General features: G+C 69.2%; 19 protein-coding genes. 13 read left to right on the forward strand and 6 right to left on the reverse strand.

All coding sequences use genetic code 11. The annotated features are described in order from the left end of the window. The first annotated feature begins 58 nt into the window (after positions 1 to 58). Positions 59 to 910 (forward strand): tRNA (adenine-N1)-methyltransferase, encoded by an 852-nt coding sequence (locus I7X18_RS12095; RefSeq protein WP_193047436.1) that lies wholly within the window; start codon positions 59 to 61, stop codon positions 908 to 910. 24 nt (positions 911 to 934) lie between these two features. Here the strand turns inward: I7X18_RS12095 and I7X18_RS12100 are convergent, their stop codons facing one another. From I7X18_RS12100 to I7X18_RS12110, 3 genes are read right to left on the reverse strand one after another with little or no spacing between them, the layout of a single operon-like run. Further along, positions 935 to 1,231, reverse strand: a complete 297-nt coding sequence (locus I7X18_RS12100; RefSeq protein ID WP_193047437.1) for a DUF503 domain-containing protein — start codon at positions 1,229 to 1,231, stop codon at positions 935 to 937. 2 nt (positions 1,232 to 1,233) lie between these two features. Beyond that, a complete protein-coding gene (locus I7X18_RS12105) occupies positions 1,234 to 1,764 on the reverse strand; it encodes a lipoprotein LppK (protein WP_193047438.1) in 531 nt (176 codons plus the stop codon). Positions 1,765 to 1,790: 26 nt separating this feature from the next. Continuing rightward, positions 1,791 to 2,279, reverse strand: coding sequence for an MTB12 family secreted protein (locus tag I7X18_RS12110; protein ID WP_193047439.1), 489 nt, complete (start codon positions 2,277 to 2,279; stop codon positions 1,791 to 1,793). A 146-nt stretch (positions 2,280 to 2,425) separates the two neighbouring features. Between I7X18_RS12110 and arc the strand changes: the two genes are divergently transcribed. Then, positions 2,426 to 4,273: a proteasome ATPase gene (gene arc / locus I7X18_RS12115; protein ID WP_193047440.1), complete on the forward strand. Its 1,848-nt coding sequence runs from the start codon at positions 2,426 to 2,428 to the stop codon at positions 4,271 to 4,273. A 125-nt stretch (positions 4,274 to 4,398) separates the two neighbouring features. Here the strand turns inward: arc and I7X18_RS12120 are convergent, their stop codons facing one another. Beyond that, positions 4,399 to 5,622 (reverse strand): threonine/serine exporter family protein, encoded by a 1,224-nt coding sequence (locus tag I7X18_RS12120; RefSeq protein WP_193047441.1) that lies wholly within the window; start codon positions 5,620 to 5,622, stop codon positions 4,399 to 4,401. Between the two features lie 81 nt (positions 5,623 to 5,703). Between I7X18_RS12120 and dop the strand changes: the two genes are divergently transcribed. From dop to prcA, 4 genes are all read left to right on the forward strand, one after another. Then, entirely contained in the window at positions 5,704 to 7,203 is a 1,500-nt protein-coding gene (dop, locus tag I7X18_RS12125; protein ID WP_193047442.1) for a depupylase/deamidase Dop, read from the forward strand. Positions 7,204 to 7,313: 110 nt separating this feature from the next. Continuing rightward, positions 7,314 to 7,508 (forward strand): ubiquitin-like protein Pup, encoded by a 195-nt coding sequence (locus I7X18_RS12130; RefSeq protein WP_193047443.1) that lies wholly within the window; start codon positions 7,314 to 7,316, stop codon positions 7,506 to 7,508. Further along, positions 7,505 to 8,422 carry a proteasome subunit beta gene (gene prcB / locus I7X18_RS12135; RefSeq protein WP_193047444.1) on the forward strand — a complete coding sequence of 306 codons (918 nt, stop codon included), beginning with the start codon at positions 7,505 to 7,507 and terminating at the stop codon, positions 8,420 to 8,422. The genes I7X18_RS12130 and prcB overlap by 4 nt, the downstream gene beginning before the upstream one ends. After that, positions 8,419 to 9,171, forward strand: a complete 753-nt coding sequence (gene prcA / locus I7X18_RS12140) for a proteasome subunit alpha (RefSeq protein WP_193047445.1) — start codon at positions 8,419 to 8,421, stop codon at positions 9,169 to 9,171. The genes prcB and prcA overlap by 4 nt, the downstream gene beginning before the upstream one ends. A 3-nt stretch (positions 9,172 to 9,174) precedes the next feature. On the opposite strand, the gene I7X18_RS12145 is transcribed toward prcA, so the two are convergent. Next, positions 9,175 to 10,032 carry an Rv1486c family protein gene (locus I7X18_RS12145; protein WP_193047446.1) on the reverse strand — a complete coding sequence of 286 codons (858 nt, stop codon included), beginning with the start codon at positions 10,030 to 10,032 and terminating at the stop codon, positions 9,175 to 9,177. A 59-nt stretch (positions 10,033 to 10,091) separates the two neighbouring features. Between I7X18_RS12145 and I7X18_RS12150 the strand changes: the two genes are divergently transcribed. The 3 genes from I7X18_RS12150 to I7X18_RS12160 are packed head-to-tail and all read left to right on the forward strand — an operon-like array spanning position 10,092 to position 12,121. Next, positions 10,092 to 10,526, forward strand: coding sequence for an NfeD family protein (locus I7X18_RS12150; protein WP_193047447.1), 435 nt, complete (start codon positions 10,092 to 10,094; stop codon positions 10,524 to 10,526). 18 nt (positions 10,527 to 10,544) lie between these two features. Beyond that, a complete protein-coding gene (locus I7X18_RS12155; protein WP_193047448.1) occupies positions 10,545 to 11,723 on the forward strand; it encodes an SPFH domain-containing protein in 1,179 nt (392 codons plus the stop codon). Continuing rightward, positions 11,720 to 12,121 (forward strand): DoxX family protein, encoded by a 402-nt coding sequence (locus tag I7X18_RS12160; RefSeq protein WP_193047449.1) that lies wholly within the window; start codon positions 11,720 to 11,722, stop codon positions 12,119 to 12,121. Before I7X18_RS12155 ends, I7X18_RS12160 begins: the two co-directional genes overlap by 4 nt. Here the strand turns inward: I7X18_RS12160 and I7X18_RS12165 are convergent. Next, a complete protein-coding gene (locus tag I7X18_RS12165; RefSeq protein WP_232375462.1) occupies positions 12,085 to 12,798 on the reverse strand; it encodes a TVP38/TMEM64 family protein in 714 nt (237 codons plus the stop codon). The genes I7X18_RS12160 and I7X18_RS12165 overlap by 37 nt on opposite strands. Positions 12,799 to 12,929: 131 nt before the next feature. Between I7X18_RS12165 and mutA the strand changes: the two genes are divergently transcribed. The 4 genes from mutA (at position 12,930) to lipL (ending at position 19,381) form a co-directional block, all read left to right on the forward strand. Continuing rightward, the gene (gene mutA / locus I7X18_RS12170; RefSeq protein ID WP_193047451.1) at positions 12,930 to 14,792 is read left to right on the forward strand and encodes a methylmalonyl-CoA mutase small subunit; all 1,863 of its coding nucleotides are present in this window, start codon (positions 12,930 to 12,932) and stop codon (positions 14,790 to 14,792) included. A 1-nt stretch (position 14,793) separates the two neighbouring features. Continuing rightward, positions 14,794 to 17,055: a methylmalonyl-CoA mutase gene (gene scpA, locus I7X18_RS12175; RefSeq protein WP_193047452.1), complete on the forward strand. Its 2,262-nt coding sequence runs from the start codon at positions 14,794 to 14,796 to the stop codon at positions 17,053 to 17,055. Between the two features lie 6 nt (positions 17,056 to 17,061). Further along, positions 17,062 to 18,039, forward strand: a complete 978-nt coding sequence (meaB, locus tag I7X18_RS12180) for a methylmalonyl Co-A mutase-associated GTPase MeaB (RefSeq protein WP_193047453.1) — start codon at positions 17,062 to 17,064, stop codon at positions 18,037 to 18,039. A 76-nt stretch (positions 18,040 to 18,115) separates the two neighbouring features. Then, positions 18,116 to 19,381: an esterase/beta-lactamase LipL gene (lipL, locus tag I7X18_RS12185; RefSeq protein ID WP_193047454.1), complete on the forward strand. Its 1,266-nt coding sequence runs from the start codon at positions 18,116 to 18,118 to the stop codon at positions 19,379 to 19,381. Positions 19,382 to 19,546: the final 165 nt, after the last annotated feature.

The raw sequence follows: 19,546 nt of genomic DNA on the forward strand, positions 1-19,546 counted from the left end.
CAGATCTGCGGAACCCCGCGGGCCCGTCACACCGCGCCTGCTGGCAGGCTGGGCAGCTATGCCCAGAACCGGTCCGTTCGTCGTCGGAGACCGCGTCCAACTCACCGACGCCAAGGGGCGGCATTACACGATGCTGCTCACGCCGGGCGGTGAATTCCACACCCACCGCGGGATGATCTCCCTCGACAGCGTCATCGGCCTGCCCGAAGGCAGCGTCGTCAAGTCCACCAGCGGCGACCAGTTCCTGGTGCTGCGGCCGCTGCTCGTCGACTACGTGATGTCGATGCCGCGCGGCGCGCAGGTCATCTACCCGAAGGACGCCGCGCAGATCGTCCACGAGGGCGACATCTTCCCCGGCGCGCGCGTCCTGGAGGCCGGTGCCGGTTCGGGCGCGCTGACCTGCTCGCTGCTGCGCGCGGTCGGCCCCCAGGGCCAGGTGACGTCGTACGAGGTGCGCGACGACCACGCGGTGCACGCCGCGCGGAACGTCGACACGTTCTTCGGTGAGCGGCCCGACAACTGGGACCTCGTCATCGCCGATCTCAACGACTACACCGGCGGCGAGGTGGATCGCGTGGTGCTCGACATGCTCGCGCCGTGGGAGGTGCTCGACACCGTCTCACGCCACCTCGTGGCAGGCGGGGTGCTGATGATCTACGTCGCGACCGTCACTCAGCTCTCGCGTGCTGTGGAGGCGCTCCGCGCCCAGCAGTGCTGGACCGAGCCGCGGGCCTGGGAGAGCATGCAGCGAGGCTGGTACGTCGTCGGCCTGGCCGTGCGCCCGCAGCACACGATGCGCGGCCACACGGCGTTCCTGATCAGCGCGCGCCGACTGGCGCCGGGCGCGATCGCGCCGATTCCCCTGCGCCGCAAGCGGCAACTCGCCGCACCTACCAAGGCGACGGATTAAAGGCGACGGAATAGGGGCGGCGGACTAGTCGTCATCGCTGCGCCGCAGAGCGCGGCGCACCGACAGCAGTTCCATTTCCGGACGCGCCGCGACCAGTCGTTCCGCGGCGTCGAGCACGTCGACGACGTGCGCCCGGTCGGCGGCCACGACGGCCAGCCCGATCCCGGCCCGCCGGTGGAGCTCCTGCGCACCGGTTTCGGCCGCGGAGACGGTGAATCGGCGCTGCAGTTCTGCGATCAACGGCCGGATCGCCGAGCGCTTCTGTTTGAGCGAGCGCACGTCACCGAGAAGGAGGTCGAACTCCAGCCAGCCGATCCACACGGTCAGCGCGGGGGATTCTGGGCGGTGTCGACCTCGAGCAGCATGTCGGTGCTGTCGCGGGTGAGCTGCCACCCGCCGTCGGGGGTCCGCGCGAACTCCATCGGGAACGTGAAATCCCCGCCGGTGCGACCCGGTGGCGTCCGGGCGATCACGGTGGCGACCACGTCGTCGGCGGTCGCCGCCCACGCCAGGCCGGCCGCGTCGAAGGTCATCGGGTGATAGCCGTTGTCGGCCAGTGCCTTACCGAAGCGGTCGAGCGCCGCGGCGTCACCGGGGCCGGCATCTGCGATCAGGCTGAGTTTTTGTGCGCCGGGCACCGCGGGGTCGGCCAGTCGGTACAGCACGTCGGTCAGCGCGCTCGGCGGTGGCAGCGGCGCAGGCGGGGGCGGGTAGGCGGGCGCGGCCGGTGCGGACGCGACCGTGCTCGACGGCCCCGGGGCCGGGGGTTTGTCGCTACCGCACCCGCCCAGACCGACTGAAAGCCCGAACGCCGCCACCAGAACGGTGACGGCGCTGCGGACTACTGCGGTCATGGTGCGTTGCGGCACCGGTGGACGGCTCAGCCGACCGCCGAGAGCAACGCCAAGGCGGAGCTCCGCGACACCTGAAAGCCGCTCGGGCTGGGACCGGCGACGAAGACGATGTTCTGGGTGGCGACGCCGCCGGTGGCCGCGGTCGCGGTGACGTCGGCCGTGACCACGCCGCCGTTCTGGTCGACATTGGCGACGCTGAAGCTCAGCGGGAATTTGCCCTGCGCGGCCGCATTCTGGTACGCCCGATCGGCGCCGACCGCTTCGATTCTGCCGATGCCGCCCTGGATGAAGGGCGACTTGCCGCGGAACGACCCGGGGCCGGCGAGGGCCTGCAGAGTCTGGGTCAGCGGACCCGCCAGATCAGGTGCGGGGACCTGCGGCATCGGTACGCCGAACACGACCGGCGACACGGCGGGCGCTGCCACCGAATTCGATGCAATGTTGGTCACACCTGCCGCGCCACCTGCTACTACAGCGGCTGCTGCAACGCCGGTTACGAGGGTTTTCAGGGTCACGGCTGTCCTTTCGATCTTTCTGGCTCGGGTTCGAGGTTAACAGTGCTGCGGGTGTGTCGAATCCCTACGCCGCACACAAAGTCTGAATCGCCGGTAGCGTTGAAGTTGTTACTGCACCACTATTCGGTGCAGGAGAGGGGCGCAACATGAGTGAGTCACAGCGTCACGAAGCCAGAGAAGACGGTTTCACGACACCCCATGAGATCGGCCTGTCCGGTGAGGACGCCGCGGAGCTCGAGGAGTTGCGCCGCGAGGCGGCGGCCCTGCGAGAGCAGCTGGAGAACGCCGTAGGACCGCAGAGCGGTCTGCGCAGCGCCCGTGACGTCCACCAACTGGAAGCTCGGATCGACTCGCTCGCCGCGCGCAACGCCAAGCTGATGGACACCCTCAAGGAGGCGCGCCAGCAACTGCTCGCGCTGCGCGAAGAGGTCGACCGGCTGGGGCAGCCCCCGAGCGGCTACGGCGTCCTGCTCGCCGCCCACGAGGACGACACCGTCGACGTCTTCACCTCCGGGCGCAAGATGCGGCTGACCTGCTCGCCCAACATCGATGTCAAGTCACTCAAGCAGGGTCAGACCGTCCGCCTCAACGAGGCGCTGACCGTCGTCGAGGCCGGCCACTTCGAGGCCGTCGGCGAAATCAGCACCCTGCGCGAGATCCTCTCCGACGGGCACCGCGCGCTGGTGGTCGGCCACGCCGACGAGGAGCGCATCGTCTGGCTGGCCGAGCCGCTGGTGTCGGTGGAGCACCTGCCCGACGCCGACGTCGCCGGGCCCGAACTCGACGACGACCGCCCGCGCAGGCTTCGGCCGGGCGATTCGCTGCTCGTCGACACCAAGGCCGGGTACGCCTTCGAGCGCATCCCCAAGGCCGAGGTCGAGGACCTGGTCCTCGAAGAGGTGCCCGACGTCAGCTACAGCGACATCGGCGGCCTCGGCCGTCAGATCGAGCAGATCCGCGACGCCGTCGAGCTGCCCTTCCTGCACAAGGAGCTCTACCGGGAGTACTCGCTGCGGCCGCCCAAGGGTGTGCTGCTCTACGGTCCGCCCGGCTGCGGAAAGACGCTGATCGCCAAGGCGGTTGCGAACTCGCTGGCCAAGAAGATGGCGGAGGTGCGCGGCGACGACGCCCGCGAGGCGAAGTCCTACTTCCTCAACATCAAGGGCCCCGAGCTGCTCAACAAGTTCGTCGGCGAGACCGAGCGTCACATCCGGCTGATCTTCCAGCGCGCCAGGGAGAAGGCCTCCGAGGGCACCCCGGTGATCGTGTTCTTCGACGAGATGGACTCGATCTTCCGCACCCGCGGCACCGGCGTGAGCTCGGACGTGGAGACGACGGTCGTACCCCAGTTGCTCTCGGAGATCGACGGTGTCGAGGGCCTGGAGAACGTCATCGTGATCGGCGCCTCCAACCGTGAGGACATGATCGACCCGGCGATCCTGCGGCCCGGCCGCCTGGACGTCAAGATCAAGATCGAGCGGCCGGATGCCGAAGCGGCACAAGACATCTTCAGCAAGTACCTCACCGAGGACCTGCCGGTCAACGACGACGACCTCAGCGAGTTCTCCGGGGACCGGTCCCTGACCATCAAGGCGATGATCGAGAAGGTCGTCGACCGGATGTACGCCGAGATCGACGACAACCGCTTCCTCGAGGTCACCTACGCCAACGGCGACAAAGAGGTCATGTACTTCAAGGACTTCAACTCCGGAGCGATGATCCAGAACGTCGTCGACCGCGCGAAGAAGTACGCGATCAAGTCGGTGCTCGAGAGCGGACAGAGGGGTCTGCGCATCCAGCACCTGCTCGACTCGATCGTCGACGAATTCGCCGAGAACGAGGACCTGCCCAACACCACGAATCCCGATGACTGGGCACGGATCTCGGGTAAGAAGGGCGAGCGGATCGTCTACATCCGCACGCTGGTCACCGGCAAGAGCAGCAGCGCGAACCGGGCGATCGACACCGAGTCGAATCTCGGCCAGTACCTGTAGGTTCCCGGCTCCCTAGATCTGCGCGCCTGCGGCACCGCAGTGACTGGAAGGCGCTCGAGGCCGACCGCGGCGGGCACGCCCGTGCGGTGGAACCTGATCGCGGTTCCGGCTCGAGGTGATCGGGCTCAACTGTCGGGGGCGGTGGAGCCGACCTGTTCCACCAGGCGCCACACCAACAAGCCGGACTGCACGCCGAGTGCGATCGAGATCATCGAGATCAGCGTCGCGGTGAACAACGCCGTGCTGTCGCTTTCCATCATCTCGGTGACGCCCATCAGGCCCAGCGAGCCCGGGACCAACAGCCAGAATCCCGGAAGGATCAGCGACACCGCCGCCGGCGTACCGGGCCGCTTGGAGATGGCGAACGCGGCCAGCGTCAACGCCAGCCCGCCGACGAAGCCACTCGCGTAACCGCCCAGCACCGCGTTGCCGACGAGTTGGCCGGCGTAGGCGGTGACCAGCATCAGCAGCATCCACGGCAGGAACCGCGACGGCGGTCCGAAGAACAGCAGCGCGCCGAGCGCGTACACCAGCAGTCCGACCCAGGGCGCCCATGGTCCGATGCGATTGACCGAGGTCGTGATCAGGTGGTCGTCGGACAGGCCGGCCACCTGGGCGGCGATCAGGACGCCGAACGCCAGCTGGGCTATTCGCATGAACCCCGCGACGAGGCGGCTCGCGCCCGACACCATCTGGCGGGTGGACAGTTCGATCACCGCCAGGGTGATCGCGGCACCGGGCAGGAACGCCGCCAGCGGCGGCGCGAGCGCTCGCAGGCTCGCGTCCCCGAGGTGCAGATGCTCGACGGCGGTGAACGCCGCCAGCGAGACGACGAACGCGCAGACCGTCGGAAGCAGTTGGGACAGCGCATCGCTGTGGCGGGCGACTTCGCACAGCACACCGACCACTGCACCGAAGATCACCGCGAGGAGCAACGTCAGCGGAGCCGGCTGCAGAACCAGCGAGAGGCCGGCGGACTGCAGCGCATACCCGATGACCCCGATCCACGCCGGGTAGCGCATCGGGGTGCGCCAGATCCGCTCGAGTTCGGCGATGCCCTCTCGTGGTGTGATCTCGGCACGCTGCGCTGCGGTGATCAAGGTGGCCAGCGCGAAGGTCTGGTCGAAGCGCAGGTCGCGGTCGGGGTGGGCGATGGAGAGTTGACCGCTCTCGGAGTTGCCGACCTGGACGTAATTGGGCAGGGCCAGGAACTGGTTGTCCAGTCCGTAGGCGCGCGACGCGGTGATCATCGTCTGGCGCACCAGCGTCACCGGATAGTTGGCCGACGCCATCGCCGCGCCGAGACCGGCGACGAACTGCAGGGCAGCGGAGTCACGGGCGTCGGCCATCGCCGAACAGTTCATCAACAGCTGTCCGCCGCCGCAAGCGTCGGCCGCCGCCGTCGGGACCGCGTCACCTACTCTGAGGTCATGCAGCGGATCATCGGAACCGAGGTCGAATACGGAATCTCCTCACCGTCCGATCCGACCGCCAACCCGATCTTGACATCCACGCAGGCGGTGCTGGCCTACGCCGCGGCGGCCGGCATCCAGCGGGCCAAGCGCACCCGGTGGGACTACGAGGTGGAGTCGCCCCTTCGCGACGCCCGCGGCTTCGACCTGAGCCGCGCTTCGGGGCCGCCGCCGGTCGTCGACGCCGACGAGGTCGGTGCGGCCAACATGATCCTCACCAACGGCGCACGGCTCTACGTCGACCACGCCCACCCCGAGTACTCCGCCCCCGAGTGCACCGACCCCCTCGACGCGGTGATCTGGGACAAGGCCGGCGAACGGGTGATGGAGGCCGCCGCGCGGCACGTAGCGAGCGTGCCGGGCGCCGCCAGACTGCAGCTGTACAAGAACAACGTCGACGGCAAGGGCGCGTCCTACGGGTCGCACGAGAACTACCTGATGAGCCGGCAGACGCCGTTCTCCGCGGTGATCGCCGGACTCACCCCGCACCTGGTGTCCCGCCAGGTGGTCACCGGATCCGGCCGGGTGGGCATCGGCCCCTCGGGTGACGAACCCGGCTTTCAGTTGTCCCAGCGCTCCGACTACATCGAGGTCGAGGTCGGGCTGGAGACCACGCTCAAGCGCGGCATCATCAACACCCGCGACGAACCCCACGCCGACGCCGACAAATACCGGCGGCTGCACGTCATCATCGGCGACGCCAACCTGGCCGAGACGTCGACCTACCTCAAAGTGGGTGCCACCTCCCTGGTCCTCGACCTGATCGAGGAGGGGATGGACCTGTCGGACCTGGCGCTGGCCCGGCCGGTGCACGCCGTGCACGTCGTCAGCCGCGATCCGTCCCTGCGGGCGACGGTCGCACTCGCCGACGGCCGCGAACTGACCGCGCTGGCGTTGCAGCGCATCTACCTCGACCGGGTGGCCAAGCTGGTGGACTCGCGGGACCCCGATCCGCGGGCCTCCCACGTCGTCGAGACCTGGGCCAATGTGCTGGACCTGCTCGAGCGCGATCCGATGGAATGCGCCGAGATCCTCGACTGGCCGGCCAAACTGCGGCTGCTCGAGGGTTTCCGGCACCGGGAGAACCTCGGGTGGTCGGCGCCGCGGCTGCACCTGGTGGACCTGCAGTACTCCGACGTCCGGCTGGACAAGGGTCTGTACAACCGGCTGGTGGCCCGCGGGTCGATGAAGCGGCTGGTCACCGAGCAGCAGGTGCTCGACGCCGTCGACAGCCCGCCCACCGATACCCGCGCCTACTTCCGGGGCGAGTGCCTGCGCCGGTTCGGCGCCGATATCGCGGCGGCCAGCTGGGACTCGGTGATCTTCGACCTCGGCGGCGATTCGCTGGTGCGCATCCCGACGCTCGAACCGCTGCGCGGCAGCAAGGCGCATGTCGGGGCGCTGCTCGACTCGGTGGACAGCGCGGTCCAACTCGTCGAACAGCTCACCGCCACCTAGCCACCTGTCCCAAAGCCCCGGCTATCCCCGGCAATCCGGGCGTCGACCGGTAGTGTGGAGGAACCGGTGGGTGGCTGTGGGCCCGCCGATGACAAGTGCAGGAGGCGGCGATGGCGCAGGAGCAGACCAAGCGTGGTGGTGGCGGCGGCGAGGACGACGACCTCTCCGGTGGCGCCGGCGCCGGGCAGGAGCGTCGCGAGAAGCTCACCGAGGAGACCGACGACCTGCTCGACGAGATCGACGACGTCCTCGAGGAGAACGCCGAGGACTTCGTGCGCGCATACGTCCAAAAGGGCGGACAGTGACCTGGCCGCATCTCCAGCAGCTGGCCCTTCCTGATCTTTCCCGCGTCGACCCGTCCCGCCCTACGACCCGAGGGGTCCCTTCCGTCTCCATGGATTTGTCGTCCTTCTCCGACATGCTGCGCCGCCAGGCGCCCCACCTGTTGCCGTTCGCCGGTGACGTGGCGGTGACACCCACCGACGCGGTGCCGCACGGCACCACCATCGTCGCGCTGAAGTTCCCCGGCGGCGTGGTGATGGCCGGTGACCGCCGCGCCACCCAGGGCAACATGATCGCCAGCCGCGACGTGCAGAAGGTGTACATCACCGACGATTACACTGCGACCGGCATCGCCGGCACCGCCGCCATCGCGGTGGAGTTCGCCCGCCTCTACGCCGTCGAGCTCGAACACTACGAGAAGCTCGAAGGTGTGGCGCTGACGTTCGCAGGCAAGGTCAACCGGCTCGCCACCATGGTGCGCGGCAATCTCGGTGCGGCACTGCAGGGTTTCGTGGCGTTGCCACTGCTGGCCGGGTTCGATCTCGACGATCCCGACCCGCAGGCCGCGGGCCGCATCGTGTCGTTCGACGCCGCCGGTGGGCACAACCTCGAAGAAGAGGGCTACCAGTCGGTGGGGTCGGGCTCGATCTTCGCCAAGTCCTCGATGAAGAAGCTCTACCACCAGGTGACCGACGCCGATTCGGCGCTGCGCGTGGCGGTCGAGTCGCTCTACGACGCGGCCGACGACGACTCCGCCACCGGCGGGCCCGATCTGGTGCGCGGCATCTTCCCGACCGCCGTGCTGATCACCGCCGACGGCGCCGAAGAGGTCAGCCAGGAGCGGATCGCCGGGCTGGCCCGCGAAGTCATCCAGAACCGTTCCCGCGCCGATACTTTCGGCCCTGACGCGCATGCGCCGCGAGGTACAGATTCGTGAGCTTTCCGTATTTCATCTCGCCGGAGCAGGCGATGCGCGAGCGTTCGGAGCTCGCACGCAAGGGCATCAGCCGCGGCCGCAGCGTGGTGGCCCTGGCATACGCCGACGGTGTGTTGTTCGTCGCGGAGAACCCGTCGCGCTCGCTGCAGAAGGTCAGCGAACTCTACGACCGCGTCGGCTTCGCCGCCGTCGGGCGCTTCAACGAGTTCAACAACCTGCGCAGCGGCGGCATCCGGTTCGCCGACACGCAGGGCTACGCCTACTCGCGCCGCGACGTGACCGGCAGACAGCTGGCCAACGTCTACGCGCAGACCCTCGGCACCATCTTCACCGAACAGGCCAAGCCCTACGAAGTGGAATTGTGCGTGGCCGAGGTGGCCCACTTCGGTGAGTCGAAAGCGCCGGAGCTGTACCGGATCACCTACGACGGATCCATCGCCGACGAACCGCATTTCGTGGTGATGGGCGGGACCACCGAGCCGATCATCGCCAAGCTCAACGACTCCTACACCGAGAACGCCGAACTCGCCGACGCGGTCCGCATCGCCGTCGACGCGCTCGAGTCCAGCGGTAACGGGTCCGAGCCGCGCACGCTCGGCCCATCGACCCTCGAAGTGGCGATCCTCGACGTGAACCGGCCCCGCCGGGCGTTCCGTCGCATCACCGGGCCCGCGCTGGAATCGCTTCTGCCGCAGCGTGCTTCCGAGGAGTCCGCGGATGCGGATGCTACGGAGAAGCCCGCCGAATAGGGCTCAGCGCTGCCAGGCGCTGTACAGAATGGCGGTGAGTGCGGCGATCCGCGCCGCCCGCACCACACCCACCAGTGGGCGCAGCGCATCGCTGGCGATCTGCACCTCCGACGAACTCTGCAGGCCGATCGGCATGAGCCCGGAGCTCACCGTGATGATCGCGTCGACGTGCGCGGCGTTCTCGAGGACCCGGGCCGCCCGGTTCGGTGCATGGTCGGGCAGTCGGTGCCCACGCCCCGATTCCAGCACCTGTTCGACCAGACCCCGCGGATCGTCGACGTCGGCGCCGGCCATACCGGCGCGCAGTGCGCCGAGGGCTTCCGCGGCCGCGCGCACCGCCGAACGCAGTTCGTACTCCGCCTCACCGAGATCGATGTGCGGACCGGGCGGCGTGGTGGGTGCCGAGTAGACCGTCCACGACAGCGCCGACACTTCCGGGTCGAACTCGGGATCCTCGCTGCTGTCGTCGAACTCGAAGTCGGGGACCAGGCCGACGGCTGTGGACGGGACGTGCGGGTCGGTGACGATGAGGGCCTCACCGACAGCGATCGCGTCGCGCTGGAACTGTGTGCCCGGAGGCAGCCCGCGCACGTCACCGGGTACCGGGAGCACGACGGAGACCATGGGACCAGACGGTGCGGGGCCGGCAGCGGTGCGCAGCGTCTGCAGCAGCGACACCGCGCCGGTGCCGTTGAGATCGGGCCACGGCAGACCGGTCCGGCTCGCCGCCGCGGAGTCATATGCGGTCACCAAATGCCTTGGCGCCCAAGCGGAGAGCGAGTCGAGCACGTCATCGGGCGCGGCGGCTCCCGCGAGCCAGGAATTGGCCCACACCGCCAGCGTTGCACTGGGACACCACATGATGCCCGCAGTGTAGTTGTTCGCCGCTGCACAGGCCGGTTACCCGTTAGGCTGGCCTCATGCCTGTTTGGCTGATCTGGCTGATCCTCGCGATTGTGCTGGCCGGGGCAGAGGCGCTCACCGGCGACATGTTCCTGCTGATGCTCAGCGGCGGTGCGCTGGCCGCCACCGGCACCAGTTGGCTGTTCGACTGGCCGATCTGGGCCGACGGCGCGGTGTTCCTGCTGGTGTCGGTGCTGCTGCTGGGGGTGGTCCGGCCGGTGCTGCGGAAGCGCTTCTACTCCGGTGCCGGACTGCCCGAACCGGCCAAGGCGCTGGAGGGCAAGAAGGCGCTGGTGCTCGACCGTGTGGCGCAGCACACGGGGCAGGTCAAGCTCGAGGGCGAGGTCTGGACGGCCCGGCCGCTGGACGACAACGATGTGTACGAACCGGGCGACCAGGTGACCGTCATGCGGATCGACGGCGCCACGGCGGTGGTCTGGAAGAACCCCTGACCCGAAGGGAAGTCCGTCATGGATGGAGCCGTCGCCGGCCTGGTCCTGCTGGCCGTGCTGGTCGTATTCGCTGTCATCGTGGTGGCCAAGTCGGTCGCGCTGATCCCGCAGGCCGAAGCCGCGGTGATCGAACGGCTCGGTCGGTACAGCCGCACCGTCAGTGGTCAGCTCACGCTGCTGATCCCGTTCATCGACAAGATCCGGGCCCGGGTCGATCTGCGTGAGCGGGTGGTGTCCTTCCCGCCTCAGCCGGTGATCACCGAGGACAACCTGACGGTGGCGATCGACACCGTGGTCTACTTCCAGGTCACCGAGCCCCAGGCCGCGGTCTACCAGATCAACAACTACATCGTCGGCGTCGAACAGCTCACCACCACCACGCTGCGCAACCTGGTCGGCGGGATGACGCTGGAGCAGACGCTGACCTCGCGCGACCAGATCAACACCGCGCTGCGCGGCGTGCTCGACGAAGCCACCAACCGGTGGGGCCTGCGGGTCGCCCGCGTTGAACTGCGCGCGATCGACCCGCCGCCGTCCATCCAGGACTCGATGGAAAAGCAGATGCGCGCCGACCGTGAGAAGCGCGCGATGATCCTGACCGCGGAGGGCAGCCGGGAGGCGGCCATCAAACAAGCCGAAGGCCAGAAGCAAGCGCAGATCCTGTCCGCCGAGGGCGCCAAGCAGGCCGCGATCCTGGCCGCCGAGGCGGAACGACAGTCGCGCATGCTCCGCGCTCAGGGCGAGCGCGCCGCCGCCTATCTGCAGGCCCAGGGGCAGGCCAAGGCGATCGAGAAGACCTTCGCCGCCATCAAGGCGGCCCGGCCGACCCCCGAACTGCTGGCCTACCAGTACCTGCAGACGTTGCCGGAGATGGCCAGGGGCGAGGCCAACAAGGTCTGGGTGGTGCCCAGCGATTTCGCCGGCGCGCTGGGCGGTTTCACCAAGCTGCTGGGTGCCCCCGGTGAGGACGGCGTCATCCGGTACACCCCGTCGCCCGACGATGACCGCCCGCCGGCCGAGGACGACTCCGCCGAGGTCGCCGACTGGTTCTCCACCGAGACCGACCCGGAGATCGCCCGGGCGGTCGCCGCGGCCGAGGCCGAGGCGCGCACCTCGGTGCAGGGGCCCGGCCTGCTGTCGTCCACCGAGCCGCCCAACCAGCTGAGTGCACCCCGCCACGGAGACCCTGACCAATGAGCGCGCTGAGCTCGAAGCGGACCTACGCGGTCCTCGCCGCGGTACAGGCCGCCGATGCGGCGGCGTGCGTCAAACCGATCGCGCCGATCAAGAAGGCGCTCGACGATGTCGGACTCGCCGAGGAACTGCGGCCGCTCATCCCGTTCGTCAAGGCGGCCAGCGCCGTCGGGCTCCTGTCGGTGTTCCGCTGGCCCGCGCTCGCCCGGTTGACCACGGTGATGCTGACGGTCTACTTCCTGCTCGCCGCCGGTTCGCACGTCAGGGCCAGGGACTGGAGCCCGGGGCTGGTCGCGTCGTCGTCGCTGCTCGCGTTGTTCGGCGCGATGGCGGTCAAGGGGCCCCCCGGTCAGGACGCCCCCGGTCAGGACGCCGTGACCGGCGTCTTGGCGCGCCGCTGAACGCGGTTGTCGTACAGCAGCACCAGGACGCCGATGCTCGCGGTAGCAGCGGAGATCAGCACCAGCAGCGGGTTGACGTGGCCGGTGAGCGCGTCGCCGAGGATCACCACCGCCGCGGTGCCCGGCAGCAGACCGACGACCGTCGCCAGCGAGTAGGGGAGCAGGCGGACCGCCGAGGCGCCTGCGGCGTAGTTCAGGACGGCGAACGGCACCGCCGGGATCAGGCGAAGCGCGATCACCGACGGCCAGCCGCGGCGGCGCAACCGCGCATCGATCCGGTCGACGGCGGGGTGGCTGACCAGATTGTTCAGCTGCCAGCCCAGCGCGCGGATCAACAGCACCGCCAGCAGCGCGCTGACCGTGCTGGCCACCACCGCGATCGTGACGCCGAGCAGCGGGCCGAACAGCAGGCCGGCGGCGAGGGTGAACGCCGTGCGGGGGAACGGGAACGTCGTCACCACGATGTGAGCGGCCAGGAATACCAGCGGGAACCAGGCGCCGACCGACGTGGCCCAGTCCCGCAGCTCGAGCGCATTGGGCAGGGGCACCCACCAGGCGAGTGCGACGAGAGTCACAATCGCGACGGCGAGCGCCACCAGGCGCCGACGGGGAACCTGCAGGGCCACCGCGGCCACTGTGGCACGCGCGACCCGCAGGGCCCTGACGACGGCATTCACGTCTGCCAAGCCTACGGGCCTCAGCCGATCCGCGGTGTCCGGCACGTCGGCTGCCCGGCGGTCACCAGGGTGACCGCCATCATTTAGCCTGATGGACGGATACGTCAGTCACACGCTGCGACAACAGGAGAATGCCGGTGTCTGTGCAGGGGGCCAGTGCTGTCGAGTCCGGTCTGGAGCAGTGGCGCTCCGCGGTGGCCGGGGTGTTGGCGAAAAGCACCCGCACGGACCCCGCCGAGTTGCCTGCCGAACCAGACCGGCTGCTCGATTCGCCGACATACGAGGGTTTTTCGATCCGCCCCCTCTACACCAGTCTCGACGAGTTGCCCGAGCCGCCGCTGCCCGGGCAGTGGCCGTACGTGCGCGGCGGCGACGCCCTGCGTGACGTCAAGTCGGGGTGGAAGGTCGCCGAGGCGTTCCCGGCGGCGGCCAGCACCCCCGCCGAGGCCAACGGTGCGGTACTGCTGGGCCTGACCGAAGGCGTCAGCGCGCTGGTGCTGCGCATCGGCGCCGACGGCGTGGCCGCCTCAGACCTCGACCGGCTGCTCGACTCCGTCTTCCTCGACCTCGTTCCCGTGCAGCTCGACGCCGGCACCGAATACGCGGCCGCCGCCGATGCGGTGCTGGCCCTGCTGACCGACCTGGACACCGAACAGCGCGAACGACTCTCGGTGGACCTGGGCGCCGACCCGCTGACCGCCCCGTTCAGCGACCGCGCGGCACCCGATGTGGCGGAGATCGTGTCGGCCGCGGCCAAGGTCACCGGATACGGCGGCAAGGTGCGGGCGATCACCGTCGACGGACCCGCGCTGCACAACCGCGGCGCCAGCGCCTCGTGGGAGCTGGCGGGCGCCGTCGCTGCCGGTGTGTCGTATCTGCGCCTGCTCGAGCAGGGCGGTCTCACGGTCGCCGACGCGGTACGCCAGATCAGCTTCCGGCTCGCCGCCGACGACGACCAGTTCATGACCATCGCGAAACTGCGTGCCGCCCGGCTGCTCTGGGCCCGGGTGTGCGAGGTGGTCGGCGCCGCCGACGCGGGTGCGGCCACCATCCACGCGGCGTCGTCGCTGCCGATGATGACCCAGCGCGACCCGTGGGTGAACATGCTGCGCACCACGCTCGCGGCGTTCGCCGCCGGGGTCGGTGGAGCGGACACCGTGCTGGTGCACCCGTTCGACGTGGCGATCCCCGACGGGTTCCCCGGCACCTCGCGCACGTTCGCCCGGCGCATCGCCCGCAACACCCAGCTGCTGCTGCTCGAGGAGTCCCACATCGGCCGGGTGCTCGACCCGGCGGGCGGTTCCTGGTTCGTCGAGGACCTGACCGCGCAGCTGGCCGAGCAGGCGTGGAAACACTTCCAGGACATCGAATCCCGCGGTGGATTCGTGGCGGCACACGACCACCTGGCCGTGCAGATCGCCGAGGTCGCCACCCGGCGCACCGACGACATCGCGCACCGGCGCACCGCGCTGACCGGTGTCAACGAGTACCCGAACCTGGACGAGCCTGTGCAGCCCTCGGGCGAGGCGTTCACCGCCGTCGCCCGCTACGCGGCCGGGTTCGAAGCGCTGCGCGACCGGTCCGACGCGTTCCTCGCGCAGACCGGGGCCCGACCGCGGGTGCTGCTGCTGCCGCTGGGACCGCTGGCCGAACACAACATCCGCGCGACGTTCGCCACCAACCTGCTCGCGTCCGGCGGGATCGAAACCGTCAACCCGGGCACCGTGGCCGCCGCCGAAGTGGGGCAGGCGGTGTCGGCGGCCGGCAACCCCTCGGTCACCGTGATCTGCGGCACCGACAGCCGCTACGCCACGGATGCCGCCGCAGTGGTGGCGTCCGCCCGCGAGGCCGGTGTCACCCGGGTCTACCTCGCCGGCCCGGAAAAGGCCCTCGGTGAGCAGGCCGAGGCGGACCCGAAACCCGACGACTACCTGACCGCGAAGATCGACGCGGTCGCGGCCCTGTCGAACCTCCTCACCCGATTGGGGGCCTGACATGACTACTTCGACCGGCATCGGCAGCTTCGCCGACGTACCGCTGCACAGTGACCGCGGCGAGCAACCGTCGACCGAGGCGGCGGTGGCCGAGCACATCGCCGCAGCGGCCGCCGCCCACGGCTACACCCCCGAGCAACTCGACTGGGTGACCCCGGAGGGCATCGACGTCAAGCCGGTCTACGTCGCCGCCGACCGCGCCGCCGCCGCGGCGGCCGGCTACCCCCTGGATTCGTTCCCGGGTGCGCCGCCCTACCTGCGCGGGCCGTACCCGACGATGTACGTCAACCAGCCGTGGACAATCCGGCAGTACGCCGGCTTCTCCACCGCCGCCGAATCCAACGCGTTCTACCGGCGCAACCTGGCCGCGGGCCAGAAGGGGCTCTCGGTGGCGTTCGACCTGGCCACCCACCGCGGGTACGACTCCGACCATCCGCGCGTGCAGGGTGACGTCGGCATGGCCGGCGTCGCGATCGACTCCATCCTCGACATGCGGCAACTGTTCGACGGCATCGACCTGTCGACGGTGTCGGTGTCGATGACGATGAACGGTGCGGTGCTGCCGATCCTGGCGCTCTACGTCGTGGCGGCCGAGGAGCAGGGTGTGCCGCCGGAGAAGCTGGCCGGGACCATCCAGAACGACATCCTCAAAGAGTTCATGGTCCGCAACACCTACATCTATCCGCCCACGTCCTCGATGCGGATCATCTCCGACATCTTCGGCTACACCAGCACGAAGATGCCGAAGTTCAACTCGATCTCGATCTCGGGTTACCACATCCAGGAGGCGGGGGCGACGGCCGATCTCGAGCTGGCCTACACGCTGGCCGACGGGGTCGAGTACATCAAGGCCGGACTGGCCGCGGGCCTGTCGATCGACAAGTTCGCACCGCGGTTGAGCTTCTTCTGGGGCATCGGCATGAACTTCTTCATGGAGGTGGCCAAGCTCCGCGCGGGCCGGCTGCTGTGGAGTGAGCTGGTCGCCGAATTCGCCCCGCAGAACGAGAAGTCGCTGTCGCTGCGCACGCACTCGCAGACCTCCGGCTGGTCGCTGACCGCACAGGACGCGTTCAACAACGTCGCCCGCACCTGTATCGAGGCGATGGCCGCGACGCAGGGCCACACCCAGTCGCTGCACACCAACGCACTCGACGAGGCGCTGGCACTGCCCACCGACTTCTCGGCCCGCATCGCCCGTAACACCCAGCTGCTGCTGCAGCAGGAGTCCGGCACCACCCGCCCGATCGACCCGTGGGCGGGGTCGTACTACGTCGAGTGGCTGACCCACCAGCTGGCCACCGCCGCGCGGATGCACATCGGCGAGGTCGTGGCCCACGGCGGGATGGCGCAGGCGATCAGCGAGGGCATCCCGAAACTGCGCATCGAGGAGGCTGCGGCGCGCACCCAGGCGCGCATCGACTCCGGTGCGCAGACCGTGATCGGCGTCAACAAATACCAGGTTCCCGAGGACCACGAGATCGAGGTGCTCAAGGTCGAGAACAGCCGGGTGCGCACCGAACAGCTCGCGAAGCTGGAGCAGCTGCGTGCCGAGCGTGACGAGGACGCCACCCGCGCTGCGCTCGACGAACTGACTCGGGCGGCCGGGGCGCAGGGGCTCGCGGGGGAGGACGGGTTAGGCAACAACCTATTGGCGCTGGCGATCAACGCCGCACGCGCCAAGGCGACCGTGGGGGAAATCTCCGACGCGCTGGAGAAAGTCTACGGCCGCCACGTCGCCGAGATCCGCACGATCTCCGGCGTCTACCGCGACGAAGCCGGGACTGGTGACAACATCTCGCGAATGAGCACCGCCACCGAACTCGTGGAGAAGTTCGCCGAGGCCGACGGCCGCCGGCCCCGCATCCTGGTCGCCAAGATGGGCCAGGACGGCCACGACCGCGGTCAGAAGGTCATTGCGACGGCGTTCGCCGACATCGGTTTCGACGTCGACGTGGGTTCGTTGTTCTCGACGCCCGACGAGGTCGCTCAGCAGGCCGCCGACAACGACGTGCACGTCGTCGGTGTCTCGTCGCTGGCAGCCGGCCACCTGACGCTGGTGCCCGCACTGCGCGACGCGCTGGCCGCGGTGGGCAGGCCCGACATCATGGTGGTGGTCGGCGGGGTCATTCCGCCCGGCGACTTCGACGAGCTCTACGCCGCAGGCGCCGCCGCCATCTTCCCGCCGGGCACCGTCATCGCCGACGCCGCGACCGGCCTGCTGAACACGCTCGCCGAGCGGCTCGGCTACGACCTGAGCCAGTGACCTGACGTGCCCGTTCCGACCGTCGCCGAGCTCTCGGCCGCCATTCGCAGCGGGGACCGGTCGGCGCTCGCGAAGGCCATCACCCTGGTCGAGTCCACCCGGGCCGACCATCGGGACCGGGCGCAGGAGTTGCTGCTCGAGCTGATGCCCACGGCCGGTTCGGCCATGCACGTCGGGATCACCGGCGTCCCCGGCGTCGGGAAGTCCACGACGATCGAGGCGCTCGGCATGCACCTGATCGAGCAGGGTCACCGGGTGGCGGTGCTGGCGGTCGATCCGTCGTCGACCCGCACGGGCGGATCGATTCTCGGCGACAAGACCCGGATGGCCAGGCTCGCCGTGCACCCCGACGCCTACATCCGCCCGTCGCCCACCTCGGGCACGCTCGGCGGTGTCGCCAGGGCCACCCGCGAGACGATTGTCCTGCTCGAGGCCGCCGGCTACGACGTGATCCTGGTCGAGACCGTCGGGGTGGGGCAGTCCGAGGTCACGGTCGCCAACATGGTCGACACCTTCGTGTTCCTCACCCTGGCCCGCACGGGCGACCAGCTGCAGGGCATCAAGAAGGGGGTGCTCGAACTCGCCGACATCGTGGTGGTCAACAAGGCCGACGGCGAGCACGCCATCGAAGCGAAGTCGGCGGCGCGGGAGCTGTCGGCCGCCCTGCGTCTGATCTATCCGCGCGAAACACTGTGGCGCCCACCGGTTCTGACGATGAGTGCGCTGCAGGGCGACGGCCTGCGCGAGTTGTGGGACACGGTGCTCGAACACCGCGACGTGCTGCGCGAGGCCGGGCAGTTCGAGACCCGCCGGCGTGCGCAGCAGGTCGAGTGGACATGGGCGATGGTGCGTGATGCGGTCCTCGACCGGGTGCTGTCGCATCCCGAGGTGCGCCGGATTCGGGCCGATGTGGAACGGCAGGTTCGCGACGGTGAGCTCACTCCTGCGCTCGCCGCCCGCCAGATTCTCGACGCCGCGCGCTGATGCGGCGCTGACCTGGTATTTAACGAGTCGATAACGCTCTGTCTAACAGCCCGCTCGAACGGCTAGATTGTTAGCTGTGACCAATCTCTCAACGCGGAGCCGCGGCGCAGCGCTCCCGCACGGTGTCCAGGGCGCGGCGGATGCCAACTTCGCGTGCACCGTCCAGGGCTTCTCACAGCTGTTTCCCGGGCGCCGGTTCGGAGGCGGGGCGCTGTGCATCTACCTGCACGGGGAGCCCGTGGTCGACGTCTGGACCGGGTACTCGGACCGCCGCGGCACGCAGTACTGGACCGCCGACACCGGTGCGATGGTCTTCTCGGCGACCAAGGGGATGGCCTCGACGGTCATCCATCGGCTTGTCGACCGTGGTCTGTTGGAGTACGACGCGCCCGTCGCGCAGTACTGGCCCGAATTCGCCGCCAACGGCAAGGCGACCATCACCGTCCGGGACCTGATGCACCACCGCGCCGGGCTGTCGCAGCTCAACGGTGTCCGCAAGGAGGATCTGCTCGACCACGTGGGGATGGAGCAGCGGCTCGCGGCCGCACCGGTCAACCGGCTGCTCCACGGCCATCCGGCGTATCACGCGCTGACCTACGGGTGGCTGGTGTCGGGCCTGGCACGTGCGGTGACCGGGCAGGGGATGGGCGATCTCATCCGCACCGAGCTGGCCGGACCGCTCAACACCGACGGGCTGCACCTGGGCCGTCCGCCGGCGCAGGCCCCCACCCGGTGCGCACAGATCCTCGTTCCGCAGGGCACGTTGGCCAACCCCGTGTTCAACTTCGTCGCCCCGAAGGTCGCCGCGCTGAAGTTCTCCGGCATGTTCGGCTCCCTGTACTTCCCGGGTATGAAGTCGGTCGTTCAGGGCGACGCCCCGTTCCTGGACGCCGAGATCCCGTCCGCCAACGGGGTGGCCACCGCCCGTGGGTTGGCCCGCATGTACGGCGCAATCGCCAACGGCGGCTCCATCGGCGGCGAGCGGTTCCTGTCCGCCCAGGTTGCCGCGGGTCTGACCGGTAAGCCGAATCTGCGGCCCGACCGCAACCTGGGCATTCCACTGGCGTTCCACCTCGGTTATCACAGCCTGCCGTTCGGGCTGATGCGCGGCTTCGGCCACGTCGGACTGGGCGGCTCCGTCGGCTGGGCCGACCCGTCGACGGGTCTGGCGATCGGGTTCGTCCACAACCGGTTGTTGACCCCGCTGGTGCTGGACATGGGTTCGTTCGCCGGTCTCAACGTGCTGATCCGGCGGGATGTGGCCCGTGCCCGCAGGCGCGGATACCAGGTGATGCCCGATCACGGCGCTCCCCGCCCGGTGTCCAAGCCGGTTGCCGGGTAGCGTTCCCGACCCCTTCCCAGACCCCCTCTGAGGTCCCTTTCGGCGCTTTTTCACCACCTTTCCTGACAACAGTCGTTGTCCCTGTAAATAGTTGTCCAGCAGGTACTTTCGCCTTTGCCAGGATCGTCGGACTCTGCCTGTGACACTGCTGTGCCACCCTCTGGA

Origin of the sequence: Mycolicibacterium baixiangningiae, from assembly GCF_016313185.1 — a bacterium.
Taxonomy (GTDB): domain Bacteria; phylum Actinomycetota; class Actinomycetes; order Mycobacteriales; family Mycobacteriaceae; genus Mycobacterium; species Mycobacterium baixiangningiae.

Bases quoted from the DNA above. Each gene is read 5' to 3' on its own strand.
- I7X18_RS12095 (WP_193047436.1), top strand. From the start codon at position 59: ATGCCCAGAACCGGTCCGTTCGTCGTCGGAGACCGCGTCCAACTCACC.
- I7X18_RS12105 (WP_193047438.1), bottom strand. From the start codon at position 1,764: ATGACCGCAGTAGTCCGCAGCGCCGTCACCGTTCTGGTGGCGGCGTTC.
- arc (WP_193047440.1), top strand. From the start codon at position 2,426: ATGAGTGAGTCACAGCGTCACGAAGCCAGAGAAGACGGTTTCACGACA.
- I7X18_RS12120 (WP_193047441.1), bottom strand. From the start codon at position 5,622: ATGGCCGACGCCCGTGACTCCGCTGCCCTGCAGTTCGTCGCCGGTCTC.
- dop (WP_193047442.1), top strand. From the start codon at position 5,704: ATGCAGCGGATCATCGGAACCGAGGTCGAATACGGAATCTCCTCACCG.
- I7X18_RS12130 (WP_193047443.1), top strand. From the start codon at position 7,314: ATGGCGCAGGAGCAGACCAAGCGTGGTGGTGGCGGCGGCGAGGACGAC.
- I7X18_RS12145 (WP_193047446.1), bottom strand. From the start codon at position 10,032: ATGTGGTGTCCCAGTGCAACGCTGGCGGTGTGGGCCAATTCCTGGCTC.
- I7X18_RS12150 (WP_193047447.1), top strand. From the start codon at position 10,092: ATGCCTGTTTGGCTGATCTGGCTGATCCTCGCGATTGTGCTGGCCGGG.
- I7X18_RS12155 (WP_193047448.1), top strand. From the start codon at position 10,545: ATGGATGGAGCCGTCGCCGGCCTGGTCCTGCTGGCCGTGCTGGTCGTA.
- I7X18_RS12160 (WP_193047449.1), top strand. From the start codon at position 11,720: ATGAGCGCGCTGAGCTCGAAGCGGACCTACGCGGTCCTCGCCGCGGTA.
- mutA (WP_193047451.1), top strand. From the start codon at position 12,930: ATGCCGGTGTCTGTGCAGGGGGCCAGTGCTGTCGAGTCCGGTCTGGAG.
- scpA (WP_193047452.1), top strand. From the start codon at position 14,794: ATGACTACTTCGACCGGCATCGGCAGCTTCGCCGACGTACCGCTGCAC.